Below are 25,588 nucleotides of genomic sequence, written 5' to 3' on the forward strand. Positions count from 1 at the left end.
CCACTACCGCTTTGTTTCAGCGACAATTACTATTATACACCTTCAGTTTAATAAGTCAAGAACTTTCTTGAACTCTTTTTAAAATGAATGGTGAGCCGTACAGGATTCGAACCTGTGACCCTCTGATTAAAAGTCAGATGCTCTACCAACTGAGCTAACGGCTCATGTTAAAATGAAAGGAACAATTTGTCCCAAATACCTTTGATCTCTCTAATGCATGTGACTCACAATAGAAATGGCTGGGGTAGCTGGATTCGAACCAACGAGTGACGGAGTCAAAGTCCGTTGCCTTACCGCTTGGCTATACCCCATCAATGATCAATCATTATCGTCTCTTCAGGGATTTGTTCATTTTATTAAAAGTGACCCCTACGGGATTCGAACCCGTGATACCGCCGTGAAAGGGCGGTGTCTTAACCGCTTGACCAAGGGGCCTTACTGGTAATGTCAGTTCAGCAAGCGATTGGTTTGTTGCGCTTGTCTTAGTCGACTTTTACTATTATAGACAGGGTCTAGTCATTCGTCAACCTTTTTAAACAATCTTTTTTAAAAAACTTTTCAACATGCTTTAAAACGTTGATGCGACAGCTTTTCCCATTATAAAATTCTTAAGCTACATAGCTGCCTTTCACTACTTTTTATCTAATTGGATAAAAGGCATCCAATTATTGTGATTGAATGCCTTTTATGTTTCATTCTACTTTCGCGATCTCCCCTGCACATTTTCCACAGCGATACTTTGCGCAATCCATTCTTCTACGCCTAGGATAATCCAGTCCGCAAGCCATACAACGATATAGATGGATGAGCGTGTTCTTCGCTCTACGTTCCGTCAGCGGTTTGCAATGACGAGGTGAATTCGTCTCTTTCAGTAGCTGTTTAAAATCTGGGTCTCCATGTTTATACCCCTTTCCTTCTATATGAAGGTGATAATGGCAAAGTTCATGTTTAATGATCCCAATCAATTCTTCTTTATCATGAAGCTTAATAACTAATGGGTTGATCTCTATAAAATGATTACTTAACTTATAGCGACCGCCCGTCGTCCGCAGTCTACTGTTAAAAACTGCTTGATGGACAAACGGCTTATGGAAGATTTCCAATGAGATGTGCTCAACCAGCTGTTGTAATTGTTCTTCTGACATGCTGATTCTCTCCTTTATTTCTTAAGAGGAAGCATAGATAAAGCAATACGCCCTTTTTGGCGATCAACAGAATCAATCCATACTGTGACAATATCACCGGATGCAACTACGTCTAGCGGATGTTTCACATAACCTTTTTTCATTCTGGATATGTGTACTAATCCATCTTCCGAAACGCCAATGTCTACAAATGCACCGAAATCCACTACGTTACGCACTGTTCCTTGCATTTCCATACCTTCATATACATCTTTGATATCAAGTACATCTGCTTTTAATAAAGGCTGCGGATAATCGTCTCGCGGGTCGCGGTTCGGACGCTGTAATGTTTGTATAATATCTTGCAATGTTATTTCCCCTACGTTTAGCTGCGCAGCAAGCTGTGAGATATCGACATGTTCGAGAGCAACCGTCGCTTCTTCTGTGCCAAGCTGTGATTTGTCTAGTTGCAACTCTTTCAATACTGCTTCTGCCACTTTATAACTCTCTGGGTGAATGCCTGTCGAGTCGAAGCGTTCTTTTGATTCTGGTATACGCAAAAAACCTATTGCCTGTTCGTAAGTTTTTGCTCCTAGTCTCGGTACCTTTTTCAACTCTGTACGTTTTGTGAACTTACCTGCTTCATCTCTTGCTTTAACAATGTTTTCCGCTACGGATTTTGACAGACCTGAAACATACTGTAATAGCGAAGATGAAGCGGTATTGACATTAACCCCCACGCGGTTCACCGCTGTCTCTACAACAAATGAAAGTGATTCCGCCAGATTCTTTTTCGCTACATCATGCTGGTATTGCCCTACACCGATAGATTCAGGATCTATTTTCACAAGTTCAGACAACGGATCTTGCAGTCTTCGTGCAATGGAAACCGCACTTCTTTGTTCTACCTGCAGATCTGGGAACTCTTCTCGCGCTTTTGCAGATGCTGAATATACACTCGCGCCTGCTTCATTGACAATTACGTAGGAAACCGGCTTGTCCACTTCTTTAATTAGATTGACGATGAACTTCTCTGTCTCACGCGATGCAGTTCCGTTACCAATCGCAATAATGGATATTGGGTATTTATTTAATAGATCGCGTATTATTTCTTTTGATGCTTCTTTTTGTGGCTTTGGTGGATGAGGATAGATGACAGAGATATCATGTAACTTTCCTGTTTCATCCACTACCGCAAGTTTACATCCTGTTCTAAATGCTGGGTCTACTCCAAGTACTGTTCTCCCTTTTAAAGGTGGTTGTAGTAAAAGGCTACGTAGATTTTCCGAAAACACGTGAATTGCTTGCGTTTCCGCTTTTTCGGTCAATGTCGTTCGTACTTCTCTTTCTATTGAAGGGGCAATTAATCGTTTAAACGAATCCTCTAATGCTTCTTTTATATAGGTTGTAGATGAAGAAGGATGTCGCTTCAGGTACACACGCTCAAGATCTCCAATGATGCGATCCGCCGGGAAATCTACCCCCACACGCAATACATCTTCTTTTTCTCCCCGATTAATAGCTAAAACGCGATGAGGTACTATTTTACTGAGTGGTTCTTCGTAATCATAGTAGTTTTCAAATACTTTTCTTTCATCTTCCGCGCCTTTTTTTAGGGTGGCTGTTAACTTCCCGGATGCCCATGTAATTTTACGGATTTTCTCCCGTATTGTTGCGTCTTCTGACACCCTCTCCGCAATGATGAACTTAGCGCCTTCCAATGCATCCTCTAGTGTAAGGATTTCTTTTTCAAGATTGATATAGGATTGTGCTATAGATTCAATTTTCTCGGATGACTGTTGCATGATTTGGTCCGCAAGAGGTTCCAAGCCATTTTCAATCGCAATCATTGCTTTCGTACGTCGTTTTTGTTTGTAAGGGCGGTACAAGTCCTCGATTCGCTGCAATACTGTTGCGCGTTCAATCTCCGCCTTTAACGTATCATCCAGCTTCCCCTGTTCATCGATCAAGCGCAGAACTTCCTCTTTTCGCTGTTCAAGCGACTTTATATAATGATAGGCATCTTCAATATCCTTGATCTGTACTTCGTCAAGTGAACCTGTCGCTTCCTTCCGATAACGCGCAATAAAAGGTACTGTGTTCCCTTCTTCCAATAGCGCGATGACGCTTGCCGTTTGGGTCTTGCTGATACCTGCACGACTTGCTGTTGCTTCCATAAGATCTTTTGACAATTCAATCACCCTTTCCCCTTTCCATATAATAGCATGTTTCCAATGGGCTTTCCTTCCGCAACCATTTATTTTTAAGCAAAAAAAAGCCGCTTCAACCTAATGAAGCAGGCTAGCTGCGATGAATGTTGCATCATCATTATCTTCAATCGTACTTTCAACCTTTTTATACAATTGATACGGAGTAGAATTTTCTTGTAAGTATTTTTTAGGACTTCGCAAATTCACACCATCAGAATGAAGAAAGAACCGGTCATTCTTATTATAAGGATATCTTTGCGTACGGGGCGATTGCGGTCGTCCCGACAAATAACCCATTACTGGTAATGGATAAATCATCTGACCATTCGACTGCAGTATGTAGATCCGGATGTTACCGACACAACTATATTCTAGGGTTTGCTGTTTAAAATATACTTTCACAATCCCTACTGCCGCACCGCGTTTATGCAACATCTGTTTGTTACAACGTAGTAACAAATCGTCAGGTGATTCGTGATGATAGATCCTTAAGATTTGCGGAATTATTTCAGCTGATTCTTTTGCTTCTGTTCCACTGCCTAAGCCGTCTGCAATAGCACAAATGAAATAGTCTTCTTCTGAATGAATGTAGTATGCATCCCCAGAATCTTTATTGCCTTTTTTGGACTGTTGGTATATATATGCCTCTACATAGTCATTCTCAAAAGTCTCCACTAGTTTGCACCACCACTCGTCAGAATTACTTCTTGTAGCTTTTTGATCGCTTTGCGTTGCAGTCTTGAAACGTGCATTTGGGAAATATCCAGTAATTCTCCAGCTTCTTTTTGGCTCATCTGATCGATATATGTGTACTGGATAATTTGACGTTCGCGTTCACTTAAAACGTTCAGTGCATTCAAAACAAGCATACGCTGATCTGTTTTTTCAAAACCGCCATCAGTCTCACCAATGATATCCAGCAGTGTAATTGTTCCACCCTCTGAATCCGCGTCTAGTGTATGGTCGATCGATAGCGCTTGGTAACTTCTGCCCATTTCCATCGCTTCAAGCACTAGTTCTTCGTCGGTGCCAAGATATTCTGCTATTTCATAGACCATTGGCGAACGCTGAAATTCAGTCGTTAACGTTTCAACAGCCGCTTTGATCTTCGGCCCTAGCTCCTTGATTCGTCGTGGTACGTGAACAGCCCAGGTTTTATCACGAAGGAATCGCTTAATTTCTCCAATGATGGTCGGTACAGCAAACGCTTCAAAGTTCCGTCCTTGCTCAGGATCGTATCTTCGAATCGCTCCTAATAGTCCGAGCATTCCTGCCTGGACGATATCCTCATGATGGGATTGTCCACGTGAATATTTACGCGCGATTGAATGAACCAGTCGCTCGTAATGCAAGACTAGCTGTGTTTGCGCATGGTCGTCATTATTTTCTTGGTATTCATGTATCCATTTAATGACTTGCTCTTTCGTCTCACTGTCACGAGAAGACTGTTGATTTGACATGGTCCTCTCCCCGCTCTCTGCCCAAATATTTGGTCATGAAAACAATGACACCCTCCCCATGGTCAACTTTTACTTCATCCATTAAAGTTTCCATCAAGTAAAGCCCTAGACCACCTTCTCTAAGAGGTGATTCTTCATTCCAATCTTGATATGGACCAACCTTTTTCTTCGTTTCTTCAAAATCGAAGCTTTGACCATGGTCCGTCACAACAATTTCCAGGCGGTCTTCATAAAGGGCACAGCCCAAAATCACTTCACCTGTTTTTTCGTCATTGTACGCATGTTGCACAGCATTCGTCACTGCTTCACTTGCAGCGATCTTCAAATCTTCAATTTCATCATATGTAAATCCAATACGACTTGCAAGACCCGATATAGCTAAACGAGCCACACCTACATACTGAGCTTTTGCCGGAACTTTTATTTCGATGTAATCAAACGCTTGCATTGTCTTCGCCACCTTTAGATTGTTCAATTTCCATAATGTCACTAAGGCCCGTAATTTCAAACAATCGGTAAAGGCGTTGGTTTAGTCCTTTGATGACTAATTTCCCATTATGCGCTTTCACTTCTTTATAGAATCCGACAAATATGCCTAAACCTGTACTGTCCATGTAGTTTACTTCAGATAACTCTAACTCCACTTCGATTCCATCTACTAACTCTAAAGCAGCCAAGTGTTCTTTCAATTTTGGTGCTGTATATATATCGATTTCTCCGATAATTTTAAAATTATGCACTAGATCTTGATCAACTTGCTCAACTTGTAAATTCATTTCGCCACCTCAATCGCTTTCTCTATTTTCTATGAATGTATAGTGTAATCATATCCACTACACCCTCATTGTTTTATACCCATTCTAAGACTTCTTAAACCTTCATTATGTTTTTTTCAAAATAACAAGCGTGAAGTCATCATGAAGTTCGTAATTCTGCATTTTGGAAAGCTCACTAAATAAATAGTCAACCATTGCTTGTGCACTTTCCGAACGCACTTCTCGCAATAAATTTTCTATAACGTCCATTTCAATAAAACCTTTATCTGTTCTAGTTTCCGTTACACCATCTGTCATAATCGCAACAAAATCATGTTCTTCAAGACGCACCGTACGTTCTTCATATACCGCTTCTGCTTGAACACCTAGCAACAAACCTTTACTTTCTAGCAAACTGTACGAATCTTTGGCAGCACGATAAAAGAGAGCCGGCTCATGTCCAGCTGAAGAATAACGGAATACTGAGTTTTCCGTATCGTATTTTCCGTAAAACATAGAAATGAACATAGAATCAGCAATACTTTGCTCCACCATTTTATTGATGAAGCTCAATACTTCAAAAGGACTTCTTTTCTCGTACCGCAGACTATCCATACCAAACTTTACCATGGACATATGCATAGCTGCAGACATGCCCTTGCCGATAATATCGGCAACTGCTAGGCAAACTTCTTGTTCAGTTTCCTTTAAAAAGTATACATAGTCACCGTTCATTTGCTTCGACGGTTTAGAAATCCAACCTATATCCAGACCCTTCAACATGGGAGTTGTTGTTTGCAGCAAAGTATTTTGTACTCTAACCGCAATATCCATCTCTGTTTGAATAATTTCTTGTTTTCGGATTAAACTCTGGTGTTCTTTTAACGCTAGTCCATAATGAATCATCATTTCGATTAGAAAATCGAAAGATACGCTGACGTCGGCTGGCATATCTTCAATTAGTTCTTCAATAGACGTTTTATGAATACTGATAACATCTTCCGGTGCGATATTCTTTTCTATGAAGCTGCGGCTGAATTGCTGTCCCAAATAGAGATCTTCTTCCCCTTTGGAGTGCAGATAATTCTCCAGCATTTGCTTATACTGCCTACCCGCCTCTTGTGGCAATACCCTTCAACTCCTAGTGCAACCATTTAGTCGCTGTAATTGTGGTACCTACGCCCACTTCTGTTTCTACACGAAAATCATCCATCAGTCGTTTGACTCCTGGCATTCCTGCACCTAATCCTCCTGATGTCGTATAGCCATCCGTCATAACCTTTTGTAAATCAGAAATTCCTGGTCCTTCATCGGTAGCGGTAATCAGTAACCCTACCCGTGCACCTACTGTAATAGGCACAATTTCAATTTGACCTTTTCCCGCGTAAAGATATATATTTCTTGCTAATTCACTAATGGCAGTCGTGATTCTAGCTTGGTCTACTGTCCCAAAACCCGTATTTTTCGCCTCATTACGTCCGAGTTGTCTAGCAGCAACAATATCCCACTCTGTTTTGATCTCTATAGAAGACCTGTGTTCCATGGTCAGGCCTCCAATTCTCTAGTCAATTTCTCTAGCCCATTCTCTAGATCTAATGCAGTTGTCACGTTCTCCAGACGTATACCTAATTCAATTAGCGTGATGGCTACAGATGGTTGTATTCCTGTAATAACAACTTTCGCACCCATTAAGCTTGTCATATGAATAACATCCCCAAGTACTTTAGCGATGAATGAGTCAATAAAGTCGATTGGCGTCAAATCAATCACAACGCCTCGCGCAGACGTTTTATGTAGTTGATTTAATAAATCTTCTTGGAATTGTAATGCTGTCTGATCATCAAGCTCTACTTGAATAGATACAATCAATGTATCCTTTAGCTTTAGAATCGGGATTCGCATTTTCATACTACATTTCCTCCTCTACAATTGTTCGTCCTGTCATTTCAAGCGCCTTTTGCATACCTCTGCGTAGCGTACTAGTCGTAGAAAAATCTGTCAGATTAATGCCTAGCGTTACAATAGTCTGCGCAATTTCTGGACGAATACCAACTAGCATACATTTTGCACCTACTAAACGAACCGCGTCTGCCGCCTGGATGATATGGTGTGCAACCATTGTATCCACTACTGGTACGCCTGTAATGTCTAGTAACACGACTTCAGCACGTTGCTTGACCACACCTTCTAATAGGTTCTCCATAATCAATTTCGCACGTTCTGTATCAATCGTACCGACCAACGGCATGACAGAGATCTTGTCGAATACAGGAATTAGTGAAGCTGATAGTTCTTGCAATGCGATCTTCTGCAATATATCCGTCCGTTCCCATTTCGTGGAATACTCTTCAATAATGCTTTCTCTTAACGGATTAATCCAGTTTGTAAAGATGTGAATCCCTTCGCGTAAGTTGGACTCTTTTAAAATTCCCGTTTCAAAGAATAGATTATATACGACAGAAGAAAACGTATCAATTGCCCGATTGATGAATTTAATAGACCATCCAAAATGAATGATCTTCTCTGTGAACTCATCCAATCGTGCCTTGTCCACTGTATCTCGGTACGTTAGATTAGACGTCATCAACTCTGTAAACTCCCTGCTTGTTGTTGCAACTACAGGTGCTGGCATTAATTCTAGAAAACGCTCATCCGCATTCTCTTTCATTGCCTCTACCCAACGTGTTGTAATGGTATCTATATTTTCGACTATACCTTTTCTCATGACTTCGTTCATCGTTATTTGTTCCTCCCTACATCATCTATTATCTCTATTGTATCGAACTTCGCTACAAACTACATGTATTTAATCGTTTTTTTCGAAATTACTATAAAAAAAACACTATAACCTGTTGGCTATAGTGTTTCAAGCAGCCATTAGTTGCTGGCGCCATCTGCAATAAAGTTTGTTAGAATATGTATGCTAAAATTTAATAAGTCCGAAGCTTACTTGTAACGCTTCGTCGACTTGTTTCATTAACGCATCGTCTAAGTGTGTTATTTTGTCTGTAAGCCTTGACTTGTCGATTGTGCGGACTTGCTCGAGCAGGATGACTGAATCCCGCTCGAATCCATGCCGGGCCGCAGTAATTTCGACATGTGTCGGCAATTTTGCTTTTTGAATTTGTGCAGTAATGGCTGCCACAATCACTGTGGGACTGAATCGGTTACCAATATCATTTTGGATGATCAGTACCGGTCTAGTCCCACCCTGTTCAGAACCGACTACAGGTGACAAATCTGCAAAAAAGACGTCTCCGCGTTTAATTGCCAACTTTTCATCCTCCGCTGACGCAACGTTCCACGGTATGCTGAGCTTCAAATTCCGCATATAAACATTCTGCCGCTATGTTGAGGTTGATTTGCGACATTTCCACATAACCTCTTATCATGGCTTCACGTATTAAGGAAGCTTCACCATGTTCGATATGTTTCATATCTGTCGTATAAACGAAATCTTCTTGCACTTGCTCCCATTGAAAGATTGCGTCTTCATTTTGCTGTTGCAATCTGGTTGAGGCTATACTAAGTATTCTTTTATCGTTTTTATCCGTACGCAAATCGAGCACCTCCGACAAACCCATCCCTCTATTTCTATATCATTTCTATCTTACCATTTATATTGGAATATGAAAAGACAAGGTTTGAAGTGTTTTGACAAGAAATACTAGTTTCGTCAGTAGAATGTCGAATCGGATGATCGTTGCGTCATATATTCCACTAGATAGTTTCGACTTTTCACGTATAGACTCTAGGTATCCGTGTAGAAAATGTTACAGCTATTTCATAGGGTATCGTGTTTAGGCGATCAGACCATTCCTCTATCATGATTTCTTCGCCGCCCTGTTTACCGATCAATATCACTTTTTCACCTTCAGGGTATTCACAAGGTAATCGGATCATGCATTGGTCCATGCAAATGGTGCCAACAATTGGTACCCTCTTGCCATCAATCAGTACTTCCTGATTTGTAAGTGAACGCTTTAATCCGTCCGCGTAGCCCACCGGTAAGGTACCGATCCATTCTCCTTCAACCGCCTCATACGTACCGCCATAGCTAATCGCCTCACCGACAGTCATCTGTTTCACGTAAGTTAATTCAGTTTCAATCGTCAATGCCCGTTCAAGCTCAAATGGCAATTGCTTTGCCACGGTATGTGACGGTGGAATACCGTATAAACTTATACCAAAACGGACAGCGTCAAGTGCATATTCAGGAAACAACAAGGTTCCTGCGCTATTTGATGCATGAATGAGACGCGGTTTTTCAGGCAAACAATTCACTAGGTGCATGAATCGTTCAAACTGTCGTTGCGTCGGTTCCCGGTTTTCTTCATCCGCGCGTGCAAAATGTGTGAATACACCATCAATAGATAAGTCGGACTGTTGAATACGCTGCACCAATCGTGCGAGTTCTTCTTCAGTCCGCACCCCAATTCTACCCATCCCGCTGTCGATTTTTACATGAATTCTACATTTAGTTTCTAATGGTTGCTGTGCAATCACTTGTTTTACCCAATTTTCACTCGTGACCGTTAAAATAATACGATGTTGTGCTGCTATAGACACAAATGATACCGGTGAGAGCCCTAATACGAGAATATCGGCTGTTGGTTGTGTTTTCCTAAGCGTCATGGCTTCATCAGGAGTAGCAACCGCAAACATTTCTGCTCCCGCTTGTAACGCAGCGGAAGCAGCCTTCGCGACTCCATGACCATATCCATCTGATTTAACGACCGCGATCAACTTGGTTTTTTTTGGCAAATATGAAATCAGACGTTCTGCATTGCGCTTAATAGCTGCTGTATTAATAACCGCTCGTGTTGGCCGATATTGTGTTTCGTTAAACATTTCTTTCCACCTCGTTATAGGATAGACTGTTGCATGCAATAATTATCTATCCAAAGGCACAGTCTAGTCAATTGATCCAGTCGTTGATTATTTCGATTCAGTTGCTGTCATTGAATTAGCTACAGTAATCAATTCTTCTTTGCTTAACATGTCGGATGCAACAAAGAACGCCATACCATTTGCTTCCCAGTGAATAGATTGTTCTGTCAATGCCGCTACTGCGAACCCTAGATCAACCGGATCACCTTCTATAGAAACAGGCATTTGATTCAATGGTTTTTCAGCTGGTTCTTGAATCACAACATATTCCCGATCCCCGCTGAATGTCATAATTACACGCTGACCATTTTCAATTTCCACACTCTGCTCATCTGACAGTGTGGTACCTTGTAAATTAGCAACTGGATAATATGTTTGTTGGTTTAGCTTAGCTTGATCTTCCCCATCATCGTCCGCTGATTCTTTGTCAGTCGATTCTTTCTCAGAATCCGCTTCATCGCCGTCTGCTTTCGGTTGATCCATCTCTACCTTATACTCAGCGACTTTATGCTCTACACCCAATGCAATTTTATCGAACTTAATGGAGATCTTCTCTTCACCTGCTTCATCATGGATCGTCACCTTGCTTGGCAACAAAGTCTTTTTATCGATATGAATTTTCTGAGTTGGTAAAAGTGACTTATGATTATTGCGTGTTTCTGTTTCAAAGATATACTCTTTTTCCTTTTCTTCCATGACCGCTGCCTTGTCTGCCTTAATATCTTCGGCAAGCGTTCCGATCAGGTACCCTTGACTGTTTTGTGCTGGCCAGTCACTTTGGAATTTATACGTTTTGCCGAGTGACGGTGTAATGACGAATACGCCTTCTTCGTTACGAACAATCATTTGTGACTCATCATTACCCGATTGCATTACATTTACTTTGTAAAACTCTGGCTTAGTATGCCATACTTCCACATTGTACACCCGAGGTTCCGAACCTGTTTTGATTTCCATCGAGGCATTTAATTCATACCCTTTTGTTTCATTCCACTTATTGCTAAGTTTTTTCATAACATCTTCTTTGGAAGGCTTACCACACCCTCCTAGTACTAACATGACTGCGACGACTACTAACATGATCAATTTTTTCCGCATTCTTTTCATCCTTTCTCCAATCAATTCGGGTAGCTTATCTTATGAGAGGGATGAATCGAATATGCGAGCTTGTTTTAAATTCTATTTAGATGCTTTTAAGATTCCATTAAGACTACTTGTGCAGCAGCTACAGTTTGGGTGTGCGTAATAGTAACAAACCCTTGAACCGGTTGATCATGGAAGTACAATACCGGGCGACCACTTGCTTCCGAAATGACTTCGATGTCTAGAAAGTTGCAATCTGCTCCGATCCCAGTACCTCGCGCTTTTGAGAACGCCTCTTTAGCAGCAAAGCGCCCTGCCAAGTATTCAGTTTTACGATGGCCACTCAATGTTTCATATACGCGCAATTCCATTTCAGACAAGATTCGTTCCCTAAATTTAGCGTTACGGTTATCCAAACGGGCTATGCGATTCAATTCCACGATATCTAATCCAATTCCTTGTATCAAAATGAACAACTCCTTTCCCTTCAAGTTAAATAATATGTATAATCAGTACAGAAGATTGAGGTGAAACCATGTTTATACGAACGGAAAACTTTTCACAATATGTTCGTGCCTACCCTGTCGTGACATTTTTGCTTGCTCTGAATATCGGGATATTTATCTATACATTGATTCCCGGCATTGGTAATCAGCTCTTTTTATTCGGCCTGGGAGATAACTTCCTCATTGCGAATGGAGAGTATTGGCGTTTAATAACTCCGATGTTTTTGCACGGCGGTTTTATGCACTTACTATTTAACATGTTCTCGCTTTTCGTTTTCGGACCAGAGCTTGAGAAAATCGCGGGGAAAGCACGTTTTATTACAGTGTATATGTTAGCCGGCTTATTCGGCGATATCGCAACATTCTTCGTGCAACCCGTTGCTTACACGCACGTCGGTGCAAGCGGTGCGATTTTCGGTGTGTTCGGTGCGTTTGGTGCGCTTGTGTATTACACGAAGCATTCGTTTCCGCAGTTGAGACAAGTTATTTTGCCGATTATCGTCATTAGTATTGTGATGACGTTTGTAGGGACGAATATCAACGTGACGGCGCACATAGCAGGGCTGATTACAGGCTTCCTGATCGGGCTGAGCTTTTTCAATCCGAAGAACATCGTTAGTTGGCGAAAGAAATAATGTGTTGCAGAGTCAGGCAAGGGTTACCTTGTCTGGCTTTTAAAATTGTGCTGATTTAGAGAGGAAAGTAGTGAGGACGAGAGAAGTTCTACTCTAACTGGGGACAGGCTTTTGCATTCCTCTACACTGCCGTCAATCTCTCTACTTCATTAAGCTCCAAAAGCCAGACAAGTTTAGTTGTCTGGCTCTGTTTGTGATTCTGTACTATCTGGATGGAACTCATACCAGGAAAGGAACTTTTCAGCGTTTTCCTGAGGCATATGGCGAATGGCCGGGGCGTCAAGCGTCATGCCAGATTTGACATTGACCGTAAGGGTCGCGACCTTTCTTCTACGATGAAAATAATTCTGATCCAACTCCATTGATTGGATCCGGTTCTTCTCCGTGAACACCGTCTGCCGGCTGACGATGCGAAATCGCATCGTCAACTGTTTCGGCAAAATGGTATAGGCCGCCGTCTTGTATTGCCAAATTCCATGCAAGCCTACCAACGGCAACAGTAACAACATCAGCAAGCCGTATGGAAAGAAGTTATACGAGACAATCGCTATAGGGATGAGTGTCACAAATAACTTAAAACGATAGTAGAAACGTTTTCCTTTCTCGCCAATTTTTTCCGTCGGTTCACTGAAGTCTATATTCGGAAATAGCTCCTGTAACGGCTCAATAATGCGGTTTCGTTTCGCTAACGGGAAAAGCTTAATTCGCGAACCTTCTCCCACTCCCCCCGCACTGTTAATGATGACCGCTCCATAGCCGAATAATTGACGAAAAGGATTTTCAGTGATCGTAATATTTTGTATTCGTTTCAACGGTACAGTCACTCTTTTTTTCTCGAGTAACCCCCTCGTAATGACTAAGTCATCCTTTTCACGCATGACTTTGAAATCATAATTTGCAAGGAATGTCATCGCAACGGATAGCAACCAAACGATAAGGAAACCGAGTGCTACTAAAATCGCAATGACGAAGACACCGATGCGAATGAACGATTTCAACTCTCCGAACAACCAATCATATGGAATGAGTTCTTCAATTTGCGATAAAAATACGATTGCACCAGATAAAATAACCCCGATACCACCTGAGGTTGTTGCAAGCATAAGCAAGTCACCTGTCGTCATGGAGAAAATTACTGGCGCTGGTTGTTGTGCTACCCGCACTTCTTCCTCCGGATCTTTGATCAATTGCCACTCTATTTGATCTAATAATGCGGGCTCCGGACCTAGAACTTTCACTTTCCTCACCTGTTTAATTTCTTTTTCTATCTGTTGTGCCGCTTCTTTTGTGATGGCAGTTAATTCGGCTTCGGCGTCTTTACCTGAAGATGAACCCGCTGTTTCTATTTTGACTTTCACCAACTGAAATGGTCGGTGAAAAATGCCCTCTGTGTAATCTAGACTTTGAATACGATCAAATGGAACATAACGCTTTTTCCGTACAAACAAACCCGATTCAATGCGCAATTCTTGGTCTTCGAACCAATAATCGAAACGGCGCCATTTCACGACACCCGAAACTAACGTGAATACAATCAGCACGCCAAATAAAATTAACGACCAATATTGGATATACCAAGGTGCTGTACTCTCTCCTTTGAACCCATTCACGAAAACCAATACTATGAAAGGTCCAATCAATTCTTTCAGCGTTTTCGCAGTCTCAACAACAGCAGATATCCAATGAAGTTTGTAGCGTGGTTCAGACATCGTCTTTCGCCACCCTTGCAAACGTGGATATACGGTTGCGCAGTTCGTCTGCCTCTTGCGTCACGAGCGCAGGAATGGAATGATTAGTCGCTGCAGTAGAGATCGTGATGGAAGCTAGACCGTATTTACGTAAAATCGGACCTTCTGCTGTATCCACGTGCTGAACGCGCACCATCGGAATGAGTGTGCGATTGACGATAAATAATCCGTATTGAAGCTCAATTTCCGCCTCACGTACTTCATAGCGCCAACGTTGCCAACGAATTTTCGGGAATAAATAAATCGATAAAAATGCATGTACTAATACAACTACTGTAATGACGATTATAATCCAAATTGGCCAATCAAAAAAGTACGATAAAAAACCCAAACCAACTGCTACCGCCAATATGATTACACTTTGAATTGTTCCGTATAATCTCCAAACAGTTAATCCTTTTCTGGAAATTTGATTTGAAGGTTGCTGCCTCATAGATCCACCTCTTTTCAGAATTCTACTTATACTATCAAACTGTCATCAAAACATTTCACTCTATTCGATCATATCATACCATATTCACGACAAAAAAATCCGGGCTGCTATAATGCAGGTCCGGATTTTATGTTTTCTATTCTTATCGTTCAGAACGGTTACTATTGTTGCGTCTTGAACCGCCATCTCTTCTTGCACCATCACGTGGTCCGCTGCTACGTCTTGAACCGCCGCCAGAACCGCCGCTGAAGTTTCTGCTGCGTCCACCTTGAGAACGTCCGCCGCTACGGTTGCCACCTTTATAGCCTCCACCTGAACGAGATGAAGAAGGTCTGCGTGAAGGTAATGGGCGCTCTTCTGTAATACTTACTGGTGTTTCATCAATATTTTTAGTCAATGATTTAAGAGCTGCCGCCACAACTTCTTTCGCATCATGCTTCTCAAGCAATTGCGCTGCTAATCCAGCGTAGTCTTCTGAGTTTTGTTGTTCAATTACTTCTACTAGTGAATCCACTGCGTTTTTCTTCTGTTCCAGTAATGCTTCGTCAGAAGTCGGTGGACGTAGGGGAGTCATACGCTTCTTAGTCGTTTCCTCAACGATGCGAAGGTAACCCATTTCACGTGGCGTTACGAATGTAACAGCCACTCCACTTTTACCAGCACGACCAGTACGACCAATACGGTGAACATAGCTCTCTGGATCTTGTGGAATGTCAAAGTTGTATACATGTGTTACGCCTGAAATATCCAATCCACGCGCAGCTACGTCTGTTGCTACAAGTACATCAATCTTATTGTCTTTAAACTGACGCAAAACTGACATACGCTTCGCTTGCGTTAAGTCACCGTGGATTCCTTCAGCAATATAGCCACGGATACTCAGGGCATGAGCTAACTCATCTACCCGGCGCTTTGTACGACCGAATACGATAGCCAATTCAGGTTGTTGAACATTCAACAATCTTGACAATACATCAAACTTCTCACGTTCGTGAGATTTTACGAAGAACTGTTCTATGTTCTCAACAGTCATTTCTTTGGATTTGATCTTCACAACTTCTGGATTTTTCATGAATGTCTCTGCAATTTTACGAATCGGGGCTGGCATAGTTGCTGAGAATAGCAACGTCTGACGCTCAGCCGGTACGCTTGCAAGAATTGTATTGATATCTTCGATGAATCCCATGTTCAACATTTCGTCTGCCTCGTCCAAAACAAGTGTTTGAACGTGATCAAGCTTCAATGTTTTACGGTTGATATGGTCCAAAATACGTCCTGGTGTACCAACTACGATATTTGGATTATTACGAAGTGCACGGATTTGACGTCCGATTTCTTGACCGCCGTAAACGGAAAGTACTTTCGCGCGGCTACCGTAGCCTACTTTATAAATTTCTTCTGATACTTGGATTGCCAATTCGCGAGTTGGTGCGATGACCAATGCTTGAACTGCAGTGCTCTTTGGATCCAATTTTTCAATGATTGGAATACCGAATGCTGCCGTTTTACCAGTACCTGTTTGTGCTTGCCCGATTACGTCGCGGCCTTCCATACCAAAAGTGATTGTCCCCTCTTGGATTGGAGTCGCCTCTTCAAACCCCATACGTATTAAAGCCTTTTGTGTTGTTTCGTTAATATTCAATTCTGAAAACTTCGTCAAAATATTCAATCTCCTTTATTTCTCCATTTGACAATTGGTTACATCTGCAAATGAAAGCGCGGCAAATTCGAGCCATGTACTTTGAAAATTGGGAGCGTTTCCGATATATCCATCTCTGGTTTATAAGAAGAATCTTCTAGAAGGATTCTTGTGGTCGAGAGAAGTCATATCAATTACACTTATCGTAATTGCGTCCAGATTTTTATACAGCACAATGTAAAATCTGTGACATACAAGGAAAGCTCGGTCCTTGCCGAGCGGTGAAAACAGCAAGTCATTGCTAGTTTGCCTACTAATCACCGTTTTATTCAAAAAAAAGTACTCTCCGTAAAATAAAACGGAAGAGTGCCGTGTAAATGTATCCAATTCCTTTTATCATTCTACCATGGCTTACACAAGACTGCAACGAATCGGCTTAAGTTCCATTAATCAGTCTTCATCCATAAATTTCAGTACCTTCGCGAACCATACATGGCGATCTTCGCTATAACAAATATGATGTTTGCCATGTTCAGAAAAAATTAGATGTTTTTCTTTTGACCCAAGTTGTTCGTACAACATGTCTGCTGTGAATGCAGGAACGATGCCATCTTGCCTCCCCTGCACAATACAAACAGGCGTTTTGACCTGATGGTAGTACGGTCGTACTAAGCGAACGACGCGTAAAAACTCTAACGCCACGCGAACTGGTGTATGTGTCAGCTTATAGCTATACAAATGATAGAACGAGTTGGGGGGATACGCTTTACGCTGTAAGGACTTCATCATGATTCGTGCGTCCCCTAATAAAATACGCGGACTAATATATTTCGCTGCAGCACTTAATAAGATCAGCTTTTTAATCGGATAGCGCATTGCTAAGTACATGGCAATCAGGCCGCCCATAGAGAAACCGACTACTATGACGTCATCCACTTCTCTCTGTAGTCTTCTTAACTCTAATTCAGCGACCATCATCCATGACCTAGCCGAGCCCCATAGTACGCCTGGATCCATTTCATGTCCCGGTAACACAGGCGCTACCACTTTCCATTGAGTATGATTCTCTAGAAATCGTTTAAACGGAGCGATTTCAAAAGGACCACCCGTAAACCCGTGAATAATGAGGACGCCTGTCGTCACAATTCGCCCTCAGTAAGCAACTCTATAATCCGTTCCAGCTTCATTCCCCTAGACCCTTTGAAAAGCACCACTGTCTGATCCGTTAATTTTGGGCGTAACGCATCTGCAAGCAACTCGGTATCATTCGCTGTCCACATGATATCTATCGGATGATTTTTCAACTGATCCGACAACCACTTCATACGGGGACCAAATAACGCGATGCCTTTTACGTCCATTTTTTTCAGTTCGTCCGCCAACTCTTCGTGGTAGCGCTGTTCATCGGTGCCAAGCTCGAGCATATCACCTAGAACAAGCCATTTGTTTTCTTTAACGGATGTATCGGCGATAAAACGGAAGGCTGCACGCATAGAGGTAGGCGCTGCATTGTATGCATCATTAATAAGCAATGAACCGTTTTTTCCCGCAATAGGTTGCATACGCATATTCGTTAATGTTGTTTCACTTAATGACTTTTCGATTTGCTGTTTTGTCAGACCCAACTCTGTTGCGATTGCAATCGCGGCAAGTGCATTCTTCACCTGATGAGAACCGTAAACAGGAATTGTGAAATGAGCTTCGAGTTTACCAAATACAGTAAACGAGCTGCCTTTATCGGTAGATGTAATTTGCTGCGCAATCAGATCTGCTTGGTCGTAACCGAATGACACGCTACACAAATTGGTTTGTTGATTGACTAACCCTTGTAATAACGGTTCATCGCCGTCGTACAGCAACATACCGTCATTCGCCAGACCATCGATGATTTCAAACTTCGCCTTTGCAATCCCTTCACGGGAACCGAGATCTTGCATATGCGCCTCACCGATATTAGTTATGACTGCAAACTTTGGCTTAGCAAGCGTTGACAAGAAAGAGATTTCTCCAAAGCCGCTCATTCCCATTTCAAGGATCGCAACTTCCGTGTCGTCTTCAACAGCCAATAAAGTCAGTGGCAAGCCGAGTTCATTATTGAAGTTACCTTCTGTTTTTTTGACTTTGCGATAAGGTGATAGGACGCCTGCAATTAAATCTTTTGTCGATGTTTTACCATTCGACCCTGTGACTCCTATGACAGTACACGTCAATTCACTTCGGTAGCTACGGGCCATTTGCTGCAATGCAAGCTCCGAATCCTCGACAAATAATAGCGGGATATCGGCTGGTGGATTCGGTTCATCCTTCAGCCAAAGTGCTGCGATTGCACCTTGCTCAATTGCCCCTCTGACGTATTGATGGCCATTGACTTGTTCTCCTCTAAAAGGGATAAACAAGTCCCCCGCTTGCACATTCCGTGAATCGATGCAGACACCTGTCACTTGTTGCTTTGTGATATGCTGTCCTTCTGCTTGAAGCCATTGCTGGATCGTTGATAGATTTCGTTTCACGTTACTTCCTCCACTCAGTCCATTGTATAGTGTAGTTGCTGCTTTTCTGTATGTCGTTCTACTGCCAGTTCAATTAGCTGGTCGATTAATTCGGGGTAAGTTAGCCCAGACTTCTGCCACAGTAAAGGGAACATACTAGTTGGCGTGAAACCAGGTAATGTATTCACTTCATTGATCAATACTTCATCATCTGCTGTGACGAAAAAGTCGGCCCGTACGAGTCCTGAACAATCCAGAACTTTAAATGCACGGATTGCCATGTCTTTCATATGTTCTGCAACGGTATCCGGCACTTCAGCCGGAATGGATAACTCCGTGCTTTGATCTTTATATTTCGCTTCATAATCGTAAAAATCTGCAACTGGGCGAATTTCCCCTGCTACTGATACCTTAGGATGGTCGTTACCGAGAACCGCCATTTCAATTTCACGCGCTACAATTCCTTGTTCAACTATGATTTTGCGGTCAAACTTTAATGCCAAATTAACGGCTTTCTCGAGCGACTCACGGTCTTCCGCTTTACTAATACCGACACTTGATCCGAGATTAGCTGGTTTGACAAACATTGGATAAGACAATTCTTTTTCCGCCTGATCTAATAATTGCTCTGCGTACTCTTTCCACGTACTGCGAATAAAGTGGACGTATGCAACTTGCGCTAACCCTGCTTGAGCGAATAATTGCTTCATCACAACTTTATCCATCCCTGCTGAAGAAGCAAGAACTCCGTTACCTGCGTATGGAATATTCAACACTTCAAATAGTCCTTGTACCGTTCCGTCTTCTCCGTTCGTTCCATGCAGTAGCGGCAAAATGACGTCGGGCGTATCTCCTTGTAAAAAGCCCTCAATATGATCGGGCTTTGGTTGTTCACTTTTCAGACGTAATGCCTCTATATTTGAAACAGGTCCCGTTAACGGATCACCTTTCAACCATTCACCTTGCATAGTTATATAGATTGGTAAGACTTCATATTTATCTAAATCTAGCGCTTCTGTTACTGCGCGCGCTGTTGAAAGTGACACTTCATGCTCTGCGGATTTCCCGCCGTATACTAAACCTAATCGTCTTTTCATGTAATCTCCTCGCATTCCGTAGTATTCATTCATACAGTTTACCATGAACAAAGCCAATTCATGAATGAAAAACCAACGTTCTACATTCTTTTTACTTCATATAGAAACTAAACATTTCATAACTCGTCTAGTAATGGGTGTACTTCTTAAAAAGTTTTGCGATATAATAGGTGATTATAGTAAGAGAATACTAGCTTAAGAAAAGGTGAGTTCATAATTGAAACAAACAAACAGGCTAGGTGAACGATTCGACTGGACACTTGCCTTTATCATTTTGCTTTTCGCGATTGTCAGTTTTTTCGTCATTGGATCTGCTCAAACCTCTGAGCAATATACACAGAACTTTGTTTTAAAACAAGTGAAATGGTATTTACTCGGTTCTCTCATCGTAGCAATGGTCATGTATTTTGAACCCGATCAGTATAAAAAGTTCGCTTGGTATTTTTATGGATTTGGTATTTTCTTGTTGGTCTTTCTCATGTTGGCACCTGGAGGACCCGGTCAAATCGCAGAAATGCGTTACAGCGCAAAGCGATGGCTGCATTTACCTGTCATCGGAACGATTCAACCCGCCGAGTTCATTAAGACATTTTTTATTATCGGTCTCGCCAAGTTGGTTAGCACGCATAATGAGCGCTCGTTAAACAGGACGTATACGACAGATCTACTGTTGCTTGGTAAAATCGCATTGATGCTTGTCGTCCCACTGTTCCTCATTATGAAACAGCCCGACCTTGGAACTTCCCTAGTATTCGTTTCAATTACTGCAGCCGTCGTCATCGTTTCAGGTATTTCATGGAAAATACTCGTGCCTGTCTTTTCACTCGGTGCCGCTGCCGCAGGAGGTATTCTGTGGATGTCATTGTTTGCACAGGATTTACTCGATAAATTCGGATTCTCACCTTATCAGTTCAAACGTGTTTATTCTTGGCTTGATCCGTACTCTTATCCAACAGACGAAGGGTATAACTTGATAACCGCCATGACCGCAATCGGATCAGGGCAACTTACCGGTAAAGGTTTTCTAGAGCGCGTTGTATATATCCCAGAGAATCACACGGACTTTATCTTCAGTGTAATAGGAGAAGAGTATGGCTTTATCGGTGCTTGTTTAGTTATCACACTGTATTTCATTTTGATTTATCATTTGACGAAAGTTGCTCTCTCTTTGCATGACCCGTTCAGCGTATACATTTGTACGGGCGTCATTGCGATGATTGCGTTCCATGTATTTGAAAATATCGGGATGAATATTCAGCTGTTGCCTATTACAGGTATCCCTCTTCCATTCATCAGTTATGGAGGAAGTTCTTTATTCAGTAATATGCTAGCGATCGGCCTAATTTTCAGTATGAAGTTCCATCAGAGAACGTATTTATTCGATGCAGACGACAATGGCTAACTACAAACGAATACCGACTCCCTTTCAGAGTTCTCACAAATTGTGTAGAATGTATAGGAAAGGGAGGTTTTTTTATGTCAACTTTACCAAATTGTCCAAAATGCCATTCCGAATATACATATGAGGATGGGAATCTTCTCGTTTGTCCCGAGTGCGCATACGAGTGGTTGCCAGGATCGACGGAAGAATCTGATCAAACAAGTATGCCCGCGATCAAAGACGCAAATGGCAATGTGTTGCAGGATGGGGATTCTGTAACAGTCATTAAAGATTTGAAAGTAAAAGGTAGTTCAAACGCATTGAAAATGGGGACAAAAGTGAAAAGCATTCGCTTAGTCGACGGTGACCATAACATCGATTGTAAGATTGATGGGTTTGGTGCTATGCAACTAAAATCGGAATTTGTTAAGAAAATTTAAAGCATAAACTAACGCGAAAAGCTCATCCTCGAATATATTCGGGGATGAGCTTTTCGTATACTCTCTTAATTAATTAGCTTGAACGGGTGGTGCTTGTACGGCAGGCGTCAATGCTTGCAACATATCACTTCTGGATTTTGTGAGTTTTGCGGAAACACCAAGCTTTGCCAAGTTGGAAATAATCTTCTTGAAATCCATTTCTTTAGCCACTTCTTCCACCTCAACCTTCCTAGTTAGTTATATAGACGTATGATCACTCGTGAAGTTCTAGATTTTTTAAATTTTCTTATGTTCTTTATTATACCACTTTAATTACCTTTTAAATCTTTCATTTATGTTAAATTTTCATCTTTTACGCAAGTTTAAAGCCTGAATAAGTAAAAACGGATGTTTTGACATACCCCCTATGCGTATATTAAAGTGAATATATAGGAAAGGTGGCAGATCACGAATGACGTTACTACCTGAAGATCATTCTCTAGAAGTGGAAACTTCTTGCCGTAAGAGTCATCATTCGGACGAAATTAAGACGAACTTGACTCATCGTCTAAACCGGATCGAAGGTCAGATACGAGGTATAAAAGGTATGGTAGAGCGCGATGTTTATTGTGATGATATCATCACTCAACTTTCCGCTACACAATCCGCCTTAAATAGTGTCGCGAATGTTTTATTAGATGGTCACTTAAAAGGCTGTGTAAAAAACAGGTTAGCTGAAGGTGACGAAGAAGTGTTAGATGAACTGGCTAAAACTATAGCTAAATTAATTAGAAAATAGGAGGAATTATAAATGACTACAACGATATTGAACGTAAAAGGTATGACATGTAATCACTGCGTACAAGCAGTAGAGGGAGCATTAACGGAATTATCGGGAGTGGAGCGTGCTTTGGTTGATTTGAAAGCGAATAGCGTAGCCGTGGAGTATGACGAATCTGTTGTAACCGTGGGCCAAATGACGGAAGCCATTGAAGATCAAGGATATGACGTCGAAGCGTAACAAGAAAGGTGACCTGCATCATGAATGAGCAAAAGAGGGAAATTGCTATTACAGGCATGACCTGTGCTGCTTGTGCTAACCGCATCGAAAAAGGTTTGCAACGATTGGAAGGTGTATCGACAGCTAACGTCAATTTTGCTACGGAAAAAGCAGCCGTAACATTTGATTCTAACCAAATCGGATTAACTGAAGTGGAAGAACGAATTCGCAAGTTAGGTTACGACGTGTTAATGGAAGAAGCGAACCTCAATATTAGCGGTATGACATGTGCTGCTTGTTCTGCACGAATTGAGAAAGTGTTGTCGCGTATGCCCGGTATTCAGTCCGCCACTGTCAACTTAGCACTTGAAACAGCTCACGTAAGCTATGATCCTGCCGTTTTAGAACTGACAGAAATTTTACAGAAGATCAAAAAAGTTGGTTATGAGGCAGCACCTCGTACAGAGGAATCGGATAGTCAAACTGATCATCGGCAGAAAGATATTGATGATAAGACGCGCAAGCTGGTTATATCATCTATTCTTTCACTGCCGCTCTTGTGGACTATGTTTGCACATTTTTCCTTCACTTCTTGGATGTATGTGCCTGAAATCTTTATGAATCCATATTTCCAATGGGTCTTAGCAACACCTGTACAGTTTTGGATTGGCGCTACGTTCTATAAAGGCGCGTATGCAGCACTCCGTAACGGCAGTGCCAATATGGATGTACTGGTTGTACTCGGTACGTCTGCCGCATATTTCTATTCCGTTTACCTTGTGTTGACGGGGTATGCATTGGATCATGGCTTATACTTCGAAACGAGCGCAGTGTTGATTACGTTAATTTTATTAGGTAAATTATTCGAGGCACGCGCAAAAGGTCGGTCGTCAGATGCAATCAAAAATCTTATGAAGCTGCAACCGCAAGTGGCTATTTTAGAGCGCAACGGAGAAACTGTGGAAATCTCCATCCACGAAGTAACGCACGGAGACATTCTAGTCATTCGACCAGGAGCTTCCATTCCCGTAGACGGACTGGTGATATCTGGATCTTCGGCGGTAGATGAGTCGATGCTAACGGGCGAAAGTTTGCCTGTAGATAAACGCCAAGGTAATGAAGTGTTTGCAGCTACCGTGAACGCTAATGGTTCATTACGGATAAAAGCATCGAATGTCGGTAAAGACACGATGCTCTCCAATATTATCCGCGTCGTAGAGGAAGCCCAAGGTTCAAAGGCTCCAATCCAGAGACTAGCTGACCGGATCTCGGGTGTGTTCGTACCTATCGTCGTCGGCATTGCGGTCATTACGTTCCTCATATGGTATTTCGTAGTCGCACCCGGTAATTTTGAAGCTTCTCTCACAAGCATGATTGCAGTTTTAGTTATCGCATGTCCATGTGCACTTGGTCTTGCTACCCCTACTTCTATCATGGCGGGTTCAGGACGAGCAGCGGAGGAAGGCGTGTTGTTTAAAACCGCTGAAGCAATGGAACAAACCCGTTCGATTGATACCATTGTGTTTGATAAAACAGGGACCATTACAAAAGGCCATCCAGAATTAACGGATTTCCATGTTCGCAATGAAGAACAGCGTATGTCTCTACTTTCACTTGCTGCGGCGGCTGAAAGTGACTCTGAGCATCCAGTTGCAAAAGCCATTACATCTTATGGATTGCAGCATTTCTCTACCCTGCCTACCGTGGAGTCATTCGAAGCGATTCCCGGTTACGGAATTCACACTGTAATTGATGGACAAAACATTTTGCTGGGAACTAGAAATCTACTTTCTAGCCATGACGTGAACTTTGATTCTACGATTGCCTCTGTAGAACAAATGGAGGGCGACGGCAAGACCGTTATGTTCATGGCGGTAGATGGTATACACGAAGCAATCATTGCAGTCGCAGATACAATTAAAGATACATCGAAGCAAGCAATTTCCGAGCTTCGTGCGATGGATCTTGACGTCATCATGTTAACAGGAGACCAACAGATGACAGCGCAAGCGATTGCACATACCGCAGGCATCGATCGCGTCATTGCAGGCGTATTGCCAGACCGTAAAGCAGAGGTCATCCGCTCCTTACAAGCTGAGGGTAAGCGCGTAGCTATGGTCGGTGACGGCATTAACGATGCTCCTGCTCTTGCGGTAGCTGATATCGGTATGGCTATGGGGACTGGTACAGCGGTCGCGATGGAAGCGGCCGACGTGACACTTATGCATGGCGATTTGTTACGTGTAGTTGACACACTGAAGATGAGTGAGTTGACGGTTCGGAATATAAAGCAGAACTTGTTCTGGGCGTTGGCGTATAACTCAATTGGTATTCCGATTGCGGCAATTGGTTTGTTGGCCCCGTGGCTAGCAGGCGCTGCAATGGCGTTTAGTTCGGTATCTGTTGTGTTGAACGCTTTACGTTTGCAACGTGTGAAGCTACATTAAGAAAAGTAAAGAGCTGTCCTGGGAGTTGTAAATGACTTCTTGGGACAGTTTTTTTCTGTCTTTGCGGCAGGAACGTTAAGGATTAAATTGAAAGGTGCGCGAAGGTGTTCAATTAAGGATTTCCGTTTCGGGGGTCACCTCATTTCCTCCCAAAGATCCGTGGTGAGCCAACCAGCCCCAAACTTCGTTGGTTGCCTCATTTGTCGAATTGATCATTGACTCCTGTACTCCAATCCCGTGCGTATAACAATGACCCCTAACGGAAATGCAAT

Annotated in this window: 28 protein-coding genes and 4 tRNA genes (1 of these 32 running past the window's edge); 6 read left to right on the forward strand and 26 right to left on the reverse strand. The window is 42.2% G+C overall.

What is annotated here, in order from left to right:
* The 19 genes from SporoP17a_RS07660 to acpS all read right to left on the reverse strand — a co-directional run.
* Nucleotides 1–10 (reverse strand) — tRNA-Leu (locus SporoP17a_RS07660) (it extends 77 nt beyond the left edge of the window).
* A 78-nt stretch (nt 11–88) separates the two neighbouring features.
* Nucleotides 89–164, reverse strand: a tRNA-Lys gene (locus SporoP17a_RS07665).
* Nucleotides 165–236: 72 nt separating this feature from the next.
* A tRNA-Gln gene (locus tag SporoP17a_RS07670) sits at nt 237–311 on the reverse strand.
* 52 nt (nt 312–363) lie between these two features.
* Nucleotides 364–435: transfer RNA gene (locus tag SporoP17a_RS07675), tRNA-Glu, on the reverse strand.
* A 257-nt stretch (nt 436–692) separates the two neighbouring features.
* Nucleotides 693–1,145 (reverse strand): SprT family protein, encoded by a 453-nt coding sequence (locus tag SporoP17a_RS07680; RefSeq protein ID WP_083034133.1) that lies wholly within the window; start codon nt 1,143–1,145, stop codon nt 693–695.
* A gap of 14 nt (nt 1,146–1,159) precedes the next feature.
* Nucleotides 1,160–3,301, reverse strand: a complete 2,142-nt coding sequence (locus tag SporoP17a_RS07685; protein ID WP_083035946.1) for a Tex family protein — start codon at nt 3,299–3,301, stop codon at nt 1,160–1,162.
* Between the two features lie 111 nt (nt 3,302–3,412).
* A complete protein-coding gene (locus SporoP17a_RS07690) occupies nt 3,413–4,009 on the reverse strand; it encodes a PP2C family serine/threonine-protein phosphatase (RefSeq protein ID WP_083034134.1) in 597 nt (198 codons plus the stop codon).
* Nucleotides 4,009–4,794, reverse strand: a complete 786-nt coding sequence (gene sigB / locus SporoP17a_RS07695; RefSeq protein ID WP_029054715.1) for an RNA polymerase sigma factor SigB — start codon at nt 4,792–4,794, stop codon at nt 4,009–4,011. Before sigB ends, SporoP17a_RS07690 begins: the two co-directional genes overlap by 1 nt.
* Complete coding sequence (gene rsbW, locus SporoP17a_RS07700; protein ID WP_083034135.1) at nt 4,769–5,242, reverse strand: anti-sigma B factor RsbW; 474 nt, start codon at nt 5,240–5,242, stop codon at nt 4,769–4,771. Before rsbW ends, sigB begins: the two co-directional genes overlap by 26 nt.
* A complete protein-coding gene (locus SporoP17a_RS07705) occupies nt 5,229–5,570 on the reverse strand; it encodes an STAS domain-containing protein (protein WP_083034136.1) in 342 nt (113 codons plus the stop codon). The genes rsbW and SporoP17a_RS07705 overlap by 14 nt, the downstream gene beginning before the upstream one ends.
* A 105-nt stretch (nt 5,571–5,675) precedes the next feature.
* On the reverse strand, nt 5,676–6,677 hold the full coding sequence (locus tag SporoP17a_RS07710; protein WP_208859819.1) for a PP2C family protein-serine/threonine phosphatase: 1,002 nt from the start codon (nt 6,675–6,677) through the stop codon (nt 5,676–5,678).
* Between the two features lie 13 nt (nt 6,678–6,690).
* The gene (locus SporoP17a_RS07715) at nt 6,691–7,092 is read right to left on the reverse strand and encodes an anti-sigma regulatory factor (RefSeq protein ID WP_083034137.1); all 402 of its coding nucleotides are present in this window, start codon (nt 7,090–7,092) and stop codon (nt 6,691–6,693) included.
* 2 nt (nt 7,093–7,094) lie between these two features.
* The gene (locus SporoP17a_RS07720; protein ID WP_083034138.1) at nt 7,095–7,457 is read right to left on the reverse strand and encodes an STAS domain-containing protein; all 363 of its coding nucleotides are present in this window, start codon (nt 7,455–7,457) and stop codon (nt 7,095–7,097) included.
* Nucleotide 7,458: 1 nt separating this feature from the next.
* Nucleotides 7,459–8,286, reverse strand: coding sequence for an RsbT co-antagonist protein RsbRA (locus SporoP17a_RS07725; RefSeq protein ID WP_083034139.1), 828 nt, complete (start codon nt 8,284–8,286; stop codon nt 7,459–7,461).
* Nucleotides 8,287–8,472: 186 nt separating this feature from the next.
* Nucleotides 8,473–8,823 (reverse strand): type II toxin-antitoxin system PemK/MazF family toxin, encoded by a 351-nt coding sequence (locus tag SporoP17a_RS07730; RefSeq protein WP_029054722.1) that lies wholly within the window; start codon nt 8,821–8,823, stop codon nt 8,473–8,475.
* Between the two features lie 4 nt (nt 8,824–8,827).
* Nucleotides 8,828–9,133 (reverse strand): transcriptional regulator, encoded by a 306-nt coding sequence (locus SporoP17a_RS17190; protein WP_099638237.1) that lies wholly within the window; start codon nt 9,131–9,133, stop codon nt 8,828–8,830.
* 154 nt (nt 9,134–9,287) lie between these two features.
* A complete protein-coding gene (alr, locus tag SporoP17a_RS07740; RefSeq protein ID WP_083034141.1) occupies nt 9,288–10,400 on the reverse strand; it encodes an alanine racemase in 1,113 nt (370 codons plus the stop codon).
* A gap of 87 nt (nt 10,401–10,487) precedes the next feature.
* Complete coding sequence (locus SporoP17a_RS07745) at nt 10,488–11,537, reverse strand: LolA family protein (protein WP_083034142.1); 1,050 nt, start codon at nt 11,535–11,537, stop codon at nt 10,488–10,490.
* 95 nt (nt 11,538–11,632) lie between these two features.
* Nucleotides 11,633–11,989 carry a holo-ACP synthase gene (gene acpS, locus SporoP17a_RS07750; RefSeq protein ID WP_083034143.1) on the reverse strand — a complete coding sequence of 119 codons (357 nt, stop codon included), beginning with the start codon at nt 11,987–11,989 and terminating at the stop codon, nt 11,633–11,635.
* Nucleotides 11,990–12,057: 68 nt separating this feature from the next.
* Here acpS and SporoP17a_RS07755 point away from each other — a divergent pair, with 68 nt between their 5' ends.
* Complete coding sequence (locus tag SporoP17a_RS07755) at nt 12,058–12,663, forward strand: rhomboid family intramembrane serine protease (protein ID WP_083034144.1); 606 nt, start codon at nt 12,058–12,060, stop codon at nt 12,661–12,663.
* A gap of 173 nt (nt 12,664–12,836) precedes the next feature.
* Here the strand turns inward: SporoP17a_RS07755 and SporoP17a_RS07760 are convergent, their stop codons facing one another.
* The 6 genes from SporoP17a_RS07760 to SporoP17a_RS07785 form a co-directional block, all read right to left on the reverse strand.
* Complete coding sequence (locus SporoP17a_RS07760; protein ID WP_083034145.1) at nt 12,837–14,372, reverse strand: PH domain-containing protein; 1,536 nt, start codon at nt 14,370–14,372, stop codon at nt 12,837–12,839.
* Nucleotides 14,365–14,844 (reverse strand): PH domain-containing protein, encoded by a 480-nt coding sequence (locus SporoP17a_RS07765; protein WP_083034146.1) that lies wholly within the window; start codon nt 14,842–14,844, stop codon nt 14,365–14,367. Before SporoP17a_RS07765 ends, SporoP17a_RS07760 begins: the two co-directional genes overlap by 8 nt.
* A 142-nt stretch (nt 14,845–14,986) precedes the next feature.
* On the reverse strand, nt 14,987–16,504 hold the full coding sequence (locus SporoP17a_RS07770; RefSeq protein ID WP_083034147.1) for a degradosome RNA helicase CshA: 1,518 nt from the start codon (nt 16,502–16,504) through the stop codon (nt 14,987–14,989).
* Nucleotides 16,505–16,933: 429 nt separating this feature from the next.
* Nucleotides 16,934–17,626: an alpha/beta hydrolase gene (locus SporoP17a_RS07775; protein WP_083034148.1), complete on the reverse strand. Its 693-nt coding sequence runs from the start codon at nt 17,624–17,626 to the stop codon at nt 16,934–16,936.
* The gene (locus SporoP17a_RS07780; protein ID WP_083034149.1) at nt 17,623–18,993 is read right to left on the reverse strand and encodes a UDP-N-acetylmuramoyl-tripeptide--D-alanyl-D-alanine ligase; all 1,371 of its coding nucleotides are present in this window, start codon (nt 18,991–18,993) and stop codon (nt 17,623–17,625) included. Before SporoP17a_RS07780 ends, SporoP17a_RS07775 begins: the two co-directional genes overlap by 4 nt.
* Before the next feature lie 14 nt (nt 18,994–19,007).
* Complete coding sequence (locus tag SporoP17a_RS07785) at nt 19,008–20,069, reverse strand: D-alanine--D-alanine ligase (protein ID WP_083034150.1); 1,062 nt, start codon at nt 20,067–20,069, stop codon at nt 19,008–19,010.
* A gap of 217 nt (nt 20,070–20,286) precedes the next feature.
* On the opposite strand from SporoP17a_RS07785, the gene SporoP17a_RS07790 reads away from it, so the two are divergent.
* A complete protein-coding gene (locus tag SporoP17a_RS07790) occupies nt 20,287–21,471 on the forward strand; it encodes an FtsW/RodA/SpoVE family cell cycle protein (RefSeq protein ID WP_083034151.1) in 1,185 nt (394 codons plus the stop codon).
* Nucleotides 21,472–21,545: 74 nt separating this feature from the next.
* The gene (locus tag SporoP17a_RS07795; RefSeq protein WP_083034152.1) at nt 21,546–21,890 is read left to right on the forward strand and encodes a zinc ribbon domain-containing protein YjdM; all 345 of its coding nucleotides are present in this window, start codon (nt 21,546–21,548) and stop codon (nt 21,888–21,890) included.
* A 69-nt stretch (nt 21,891–21,959) separates the two neighbouring features.
* On the opposite strand, the gene SporoP17a_RS16750 is transcribed toward SporoP17a_RS07795, so the two are convergent.
* Nucleotides 21,960–22,109, reverse strand: coding sequence for an Lmo0850 family protein (locus tag SporoP17a_RS16750; protein ID WP_156890545.1), 150 nt, complete (start codon nt 22,107–22,109; stop codon nt 21,960–21,962).
* Between the two features lie 232 nt (nt 22,110–22,341).
* Here SporoP17a_RS16750 and SporoP17a_RS07800 point away from each other — a divergent pair, with 232 nt between their 5' ends.
* Genes SporoP17a_RS07800 through SporoP17a_RS07810 form a run of 3 tightly spaced genes read left to right on the forward strand, consistent with a single transcriptional unit; the run spans nt 22,342 to nt 25,316 of the window.
* Nucleotides 22,342–22,668: a metal-sensitive transcriptional regulator gene (locus tag SporoP17a_RS07800; protein WP_083034153.1), complete on the forward strand. Its 327-nt coding sequence runs from the start codon at nt 22,342–22,344 to the stop codon at nt 22,666–22,668.
* A gap of 12 nt (nt 22,669–22,680) precedes the next feature.
* Complete coding sequence (gene copZ, locus SporoP17a_RS07805) at nt 22,681–22,890, forward strand: copper chaperone CopZ (protein WP_083034154.1); 210 nt, start codon at nt 22,681–22,683, stop codon at nt 22,888–22,890.
* 20 nt (nt 22,891–22,910) lie between these two features.
* Nucleotides 22,911–25,316 (forward strand): heavy metal translocating P-type ATPase, encoded by a 2,406-nt coding sequence (locus SporoP17a_RS07810; RefSeq protein WP_083034155.1) that lies wholly within the window; start codon nt 22,911–22,913, stop codon nt 25,314–25,316.
* The last annotated feature ends 272 nt before the right edge of the window (nt 25,317–25,588 follow it).

The organism is Sporosarcina ureae (genome assembly GCF_002082015.1).
Lineage (GTDB): Bacteria > Bacillota > Bacilli > Bacillales_A > Planococcaceae > Sporosarcina > Sporosarcina ureae_A.

Bases quoted from the DNA above. Each gene is read 5' to 3' on its own strand.
- SporoP17a_RS07680 (WP_083034133.1), bottom strand. From the start codon at position 1,145: ATGTCAGAAGAACAATTACAACAGCTGGTTGAGCACATCTCATTGGAA.
- SporoP17a_RS07760 (WP_083034145.1), bottom strand. From the start codon at position 14,372: ATGTCTGAACCACGCTACAAACTTCATTGGATATCTGCTGTTGTTGAG.
- sigB (WP_029054715.1), bottom strand. From the start codon at position 4,794: ATGTCAAATCAACAGTCTTCTCGTGACAGTGAGACGAAAGAGCAAGTC.
- SporoP17a_RS07725 (WP_083034139.1), bottom strand. From the start codon at position 8,286: ATGAACGAAGTCATGAGAAAAGGTATAGTCGAAAATATAGATACCATT.
- alr (WP_083034141.1), bottom strand. From the start codon at position 10,400: ATGTTTAACGAAACACAATATCGGCCAACACGAGCGGTTATTAATACA.
- SporoP17a_RS07715 (WP_083034137.1), bottom strand. From the start codon at position 7,092: ATGGAACACAGGTCTTCTATAGAGATCAAAACAGAGTGGGATATTGTT.
- SporoP17a_RS07685 (WP_083035946.1), bottom strand. From the start codon at position 3,301: ATGGAAGCAACAGCAAGTCGTGCAGGTATCAGCAAGACCCAAACGGCA.
- SporoP17a_RS07765 (WP_083034146.1), bottom strand. From the start codon at position 14,844: ATGAGGCAGCAACCTTCAAATCAAATTTCCAGAAAAGGATTAACTGTT.
- copZ (WP_083034154.1), top strand. From the start codon at position 22,681: ATGACTACAACGATATTGAACGTAAAAGGTATGACATGTAATCACTGC.
- rsbW (WP_083034135.1), bottom strand. From the start codon at position 5,242: ATGCAAGCGTTTGATTACATCGAAATAAAAGTTCCGGCAAAAGCTCAG.
- SporoP17a_RS07755 (WP_083034144.1), top strand. From the start codon at position 12,058: ATGTTTATACGAACGGAAAACTTTTCACAATATGTTCGTGCCTACCCT.
- SporoP17a_RS07745 (WP_083034142.1), bottom strand. From the start codon at position 11,537: ATGCGGAAAAAATTGATCATGTTAGTAGTCGTCGCAGTCATGTTAGTA.
- SporoP17a_RS07705 (WP_083034136.1), bottom strand. From the start codon at position 5,570: ATGAATTTACAAGTTGAGCAAGTTGATCAAGATCTAGTGCATAATTTT.
- SporoP17a_RS07795 (WP_083034152.1), top strand. From the start codon at position 21,546: ATGTCAACTTTACCAAATTGTCCAAAATGCCATTCCGAATATACATAT.
- SporoP17a_RS17190 (WP_099638237.1), bottom strand. From the start codon at position 9,133: ATGGGTTTGTCGGAGGTGCTCGATTTGCGTACGGATAAAAACGATAAA.
- SporoP17a_RS07720 (WP_083034138.1), bottom strand. From the start codon at position 7,457: ATGAAAATGCGAATCCCGATTCTAAAGCTAAAGGATACATTGATTGTA.
- SporoP17a_RS07785 (WP_083034150.1), bottom strand. From the start codon at position 20,069: ATGAAAAGACGATTAGGTTTAGTATACGGCGGGAAATCCGCAGAGCAT.
- SporoP17a_RS07800 (WP_083034153.1), top strand. From the start codon at position 22,342: ATGACGTTACTACCTGAAGATCATTCTCTAGAAGTGGAAACTTCTTGC.
- SporoP17a_RS07810 (WP_083034155.1), top strand. From the start codon at position 22,911: ATGAATGAGCAAAAGAGGGAAATTGCTATTACAGGCATGACCTGTGCT.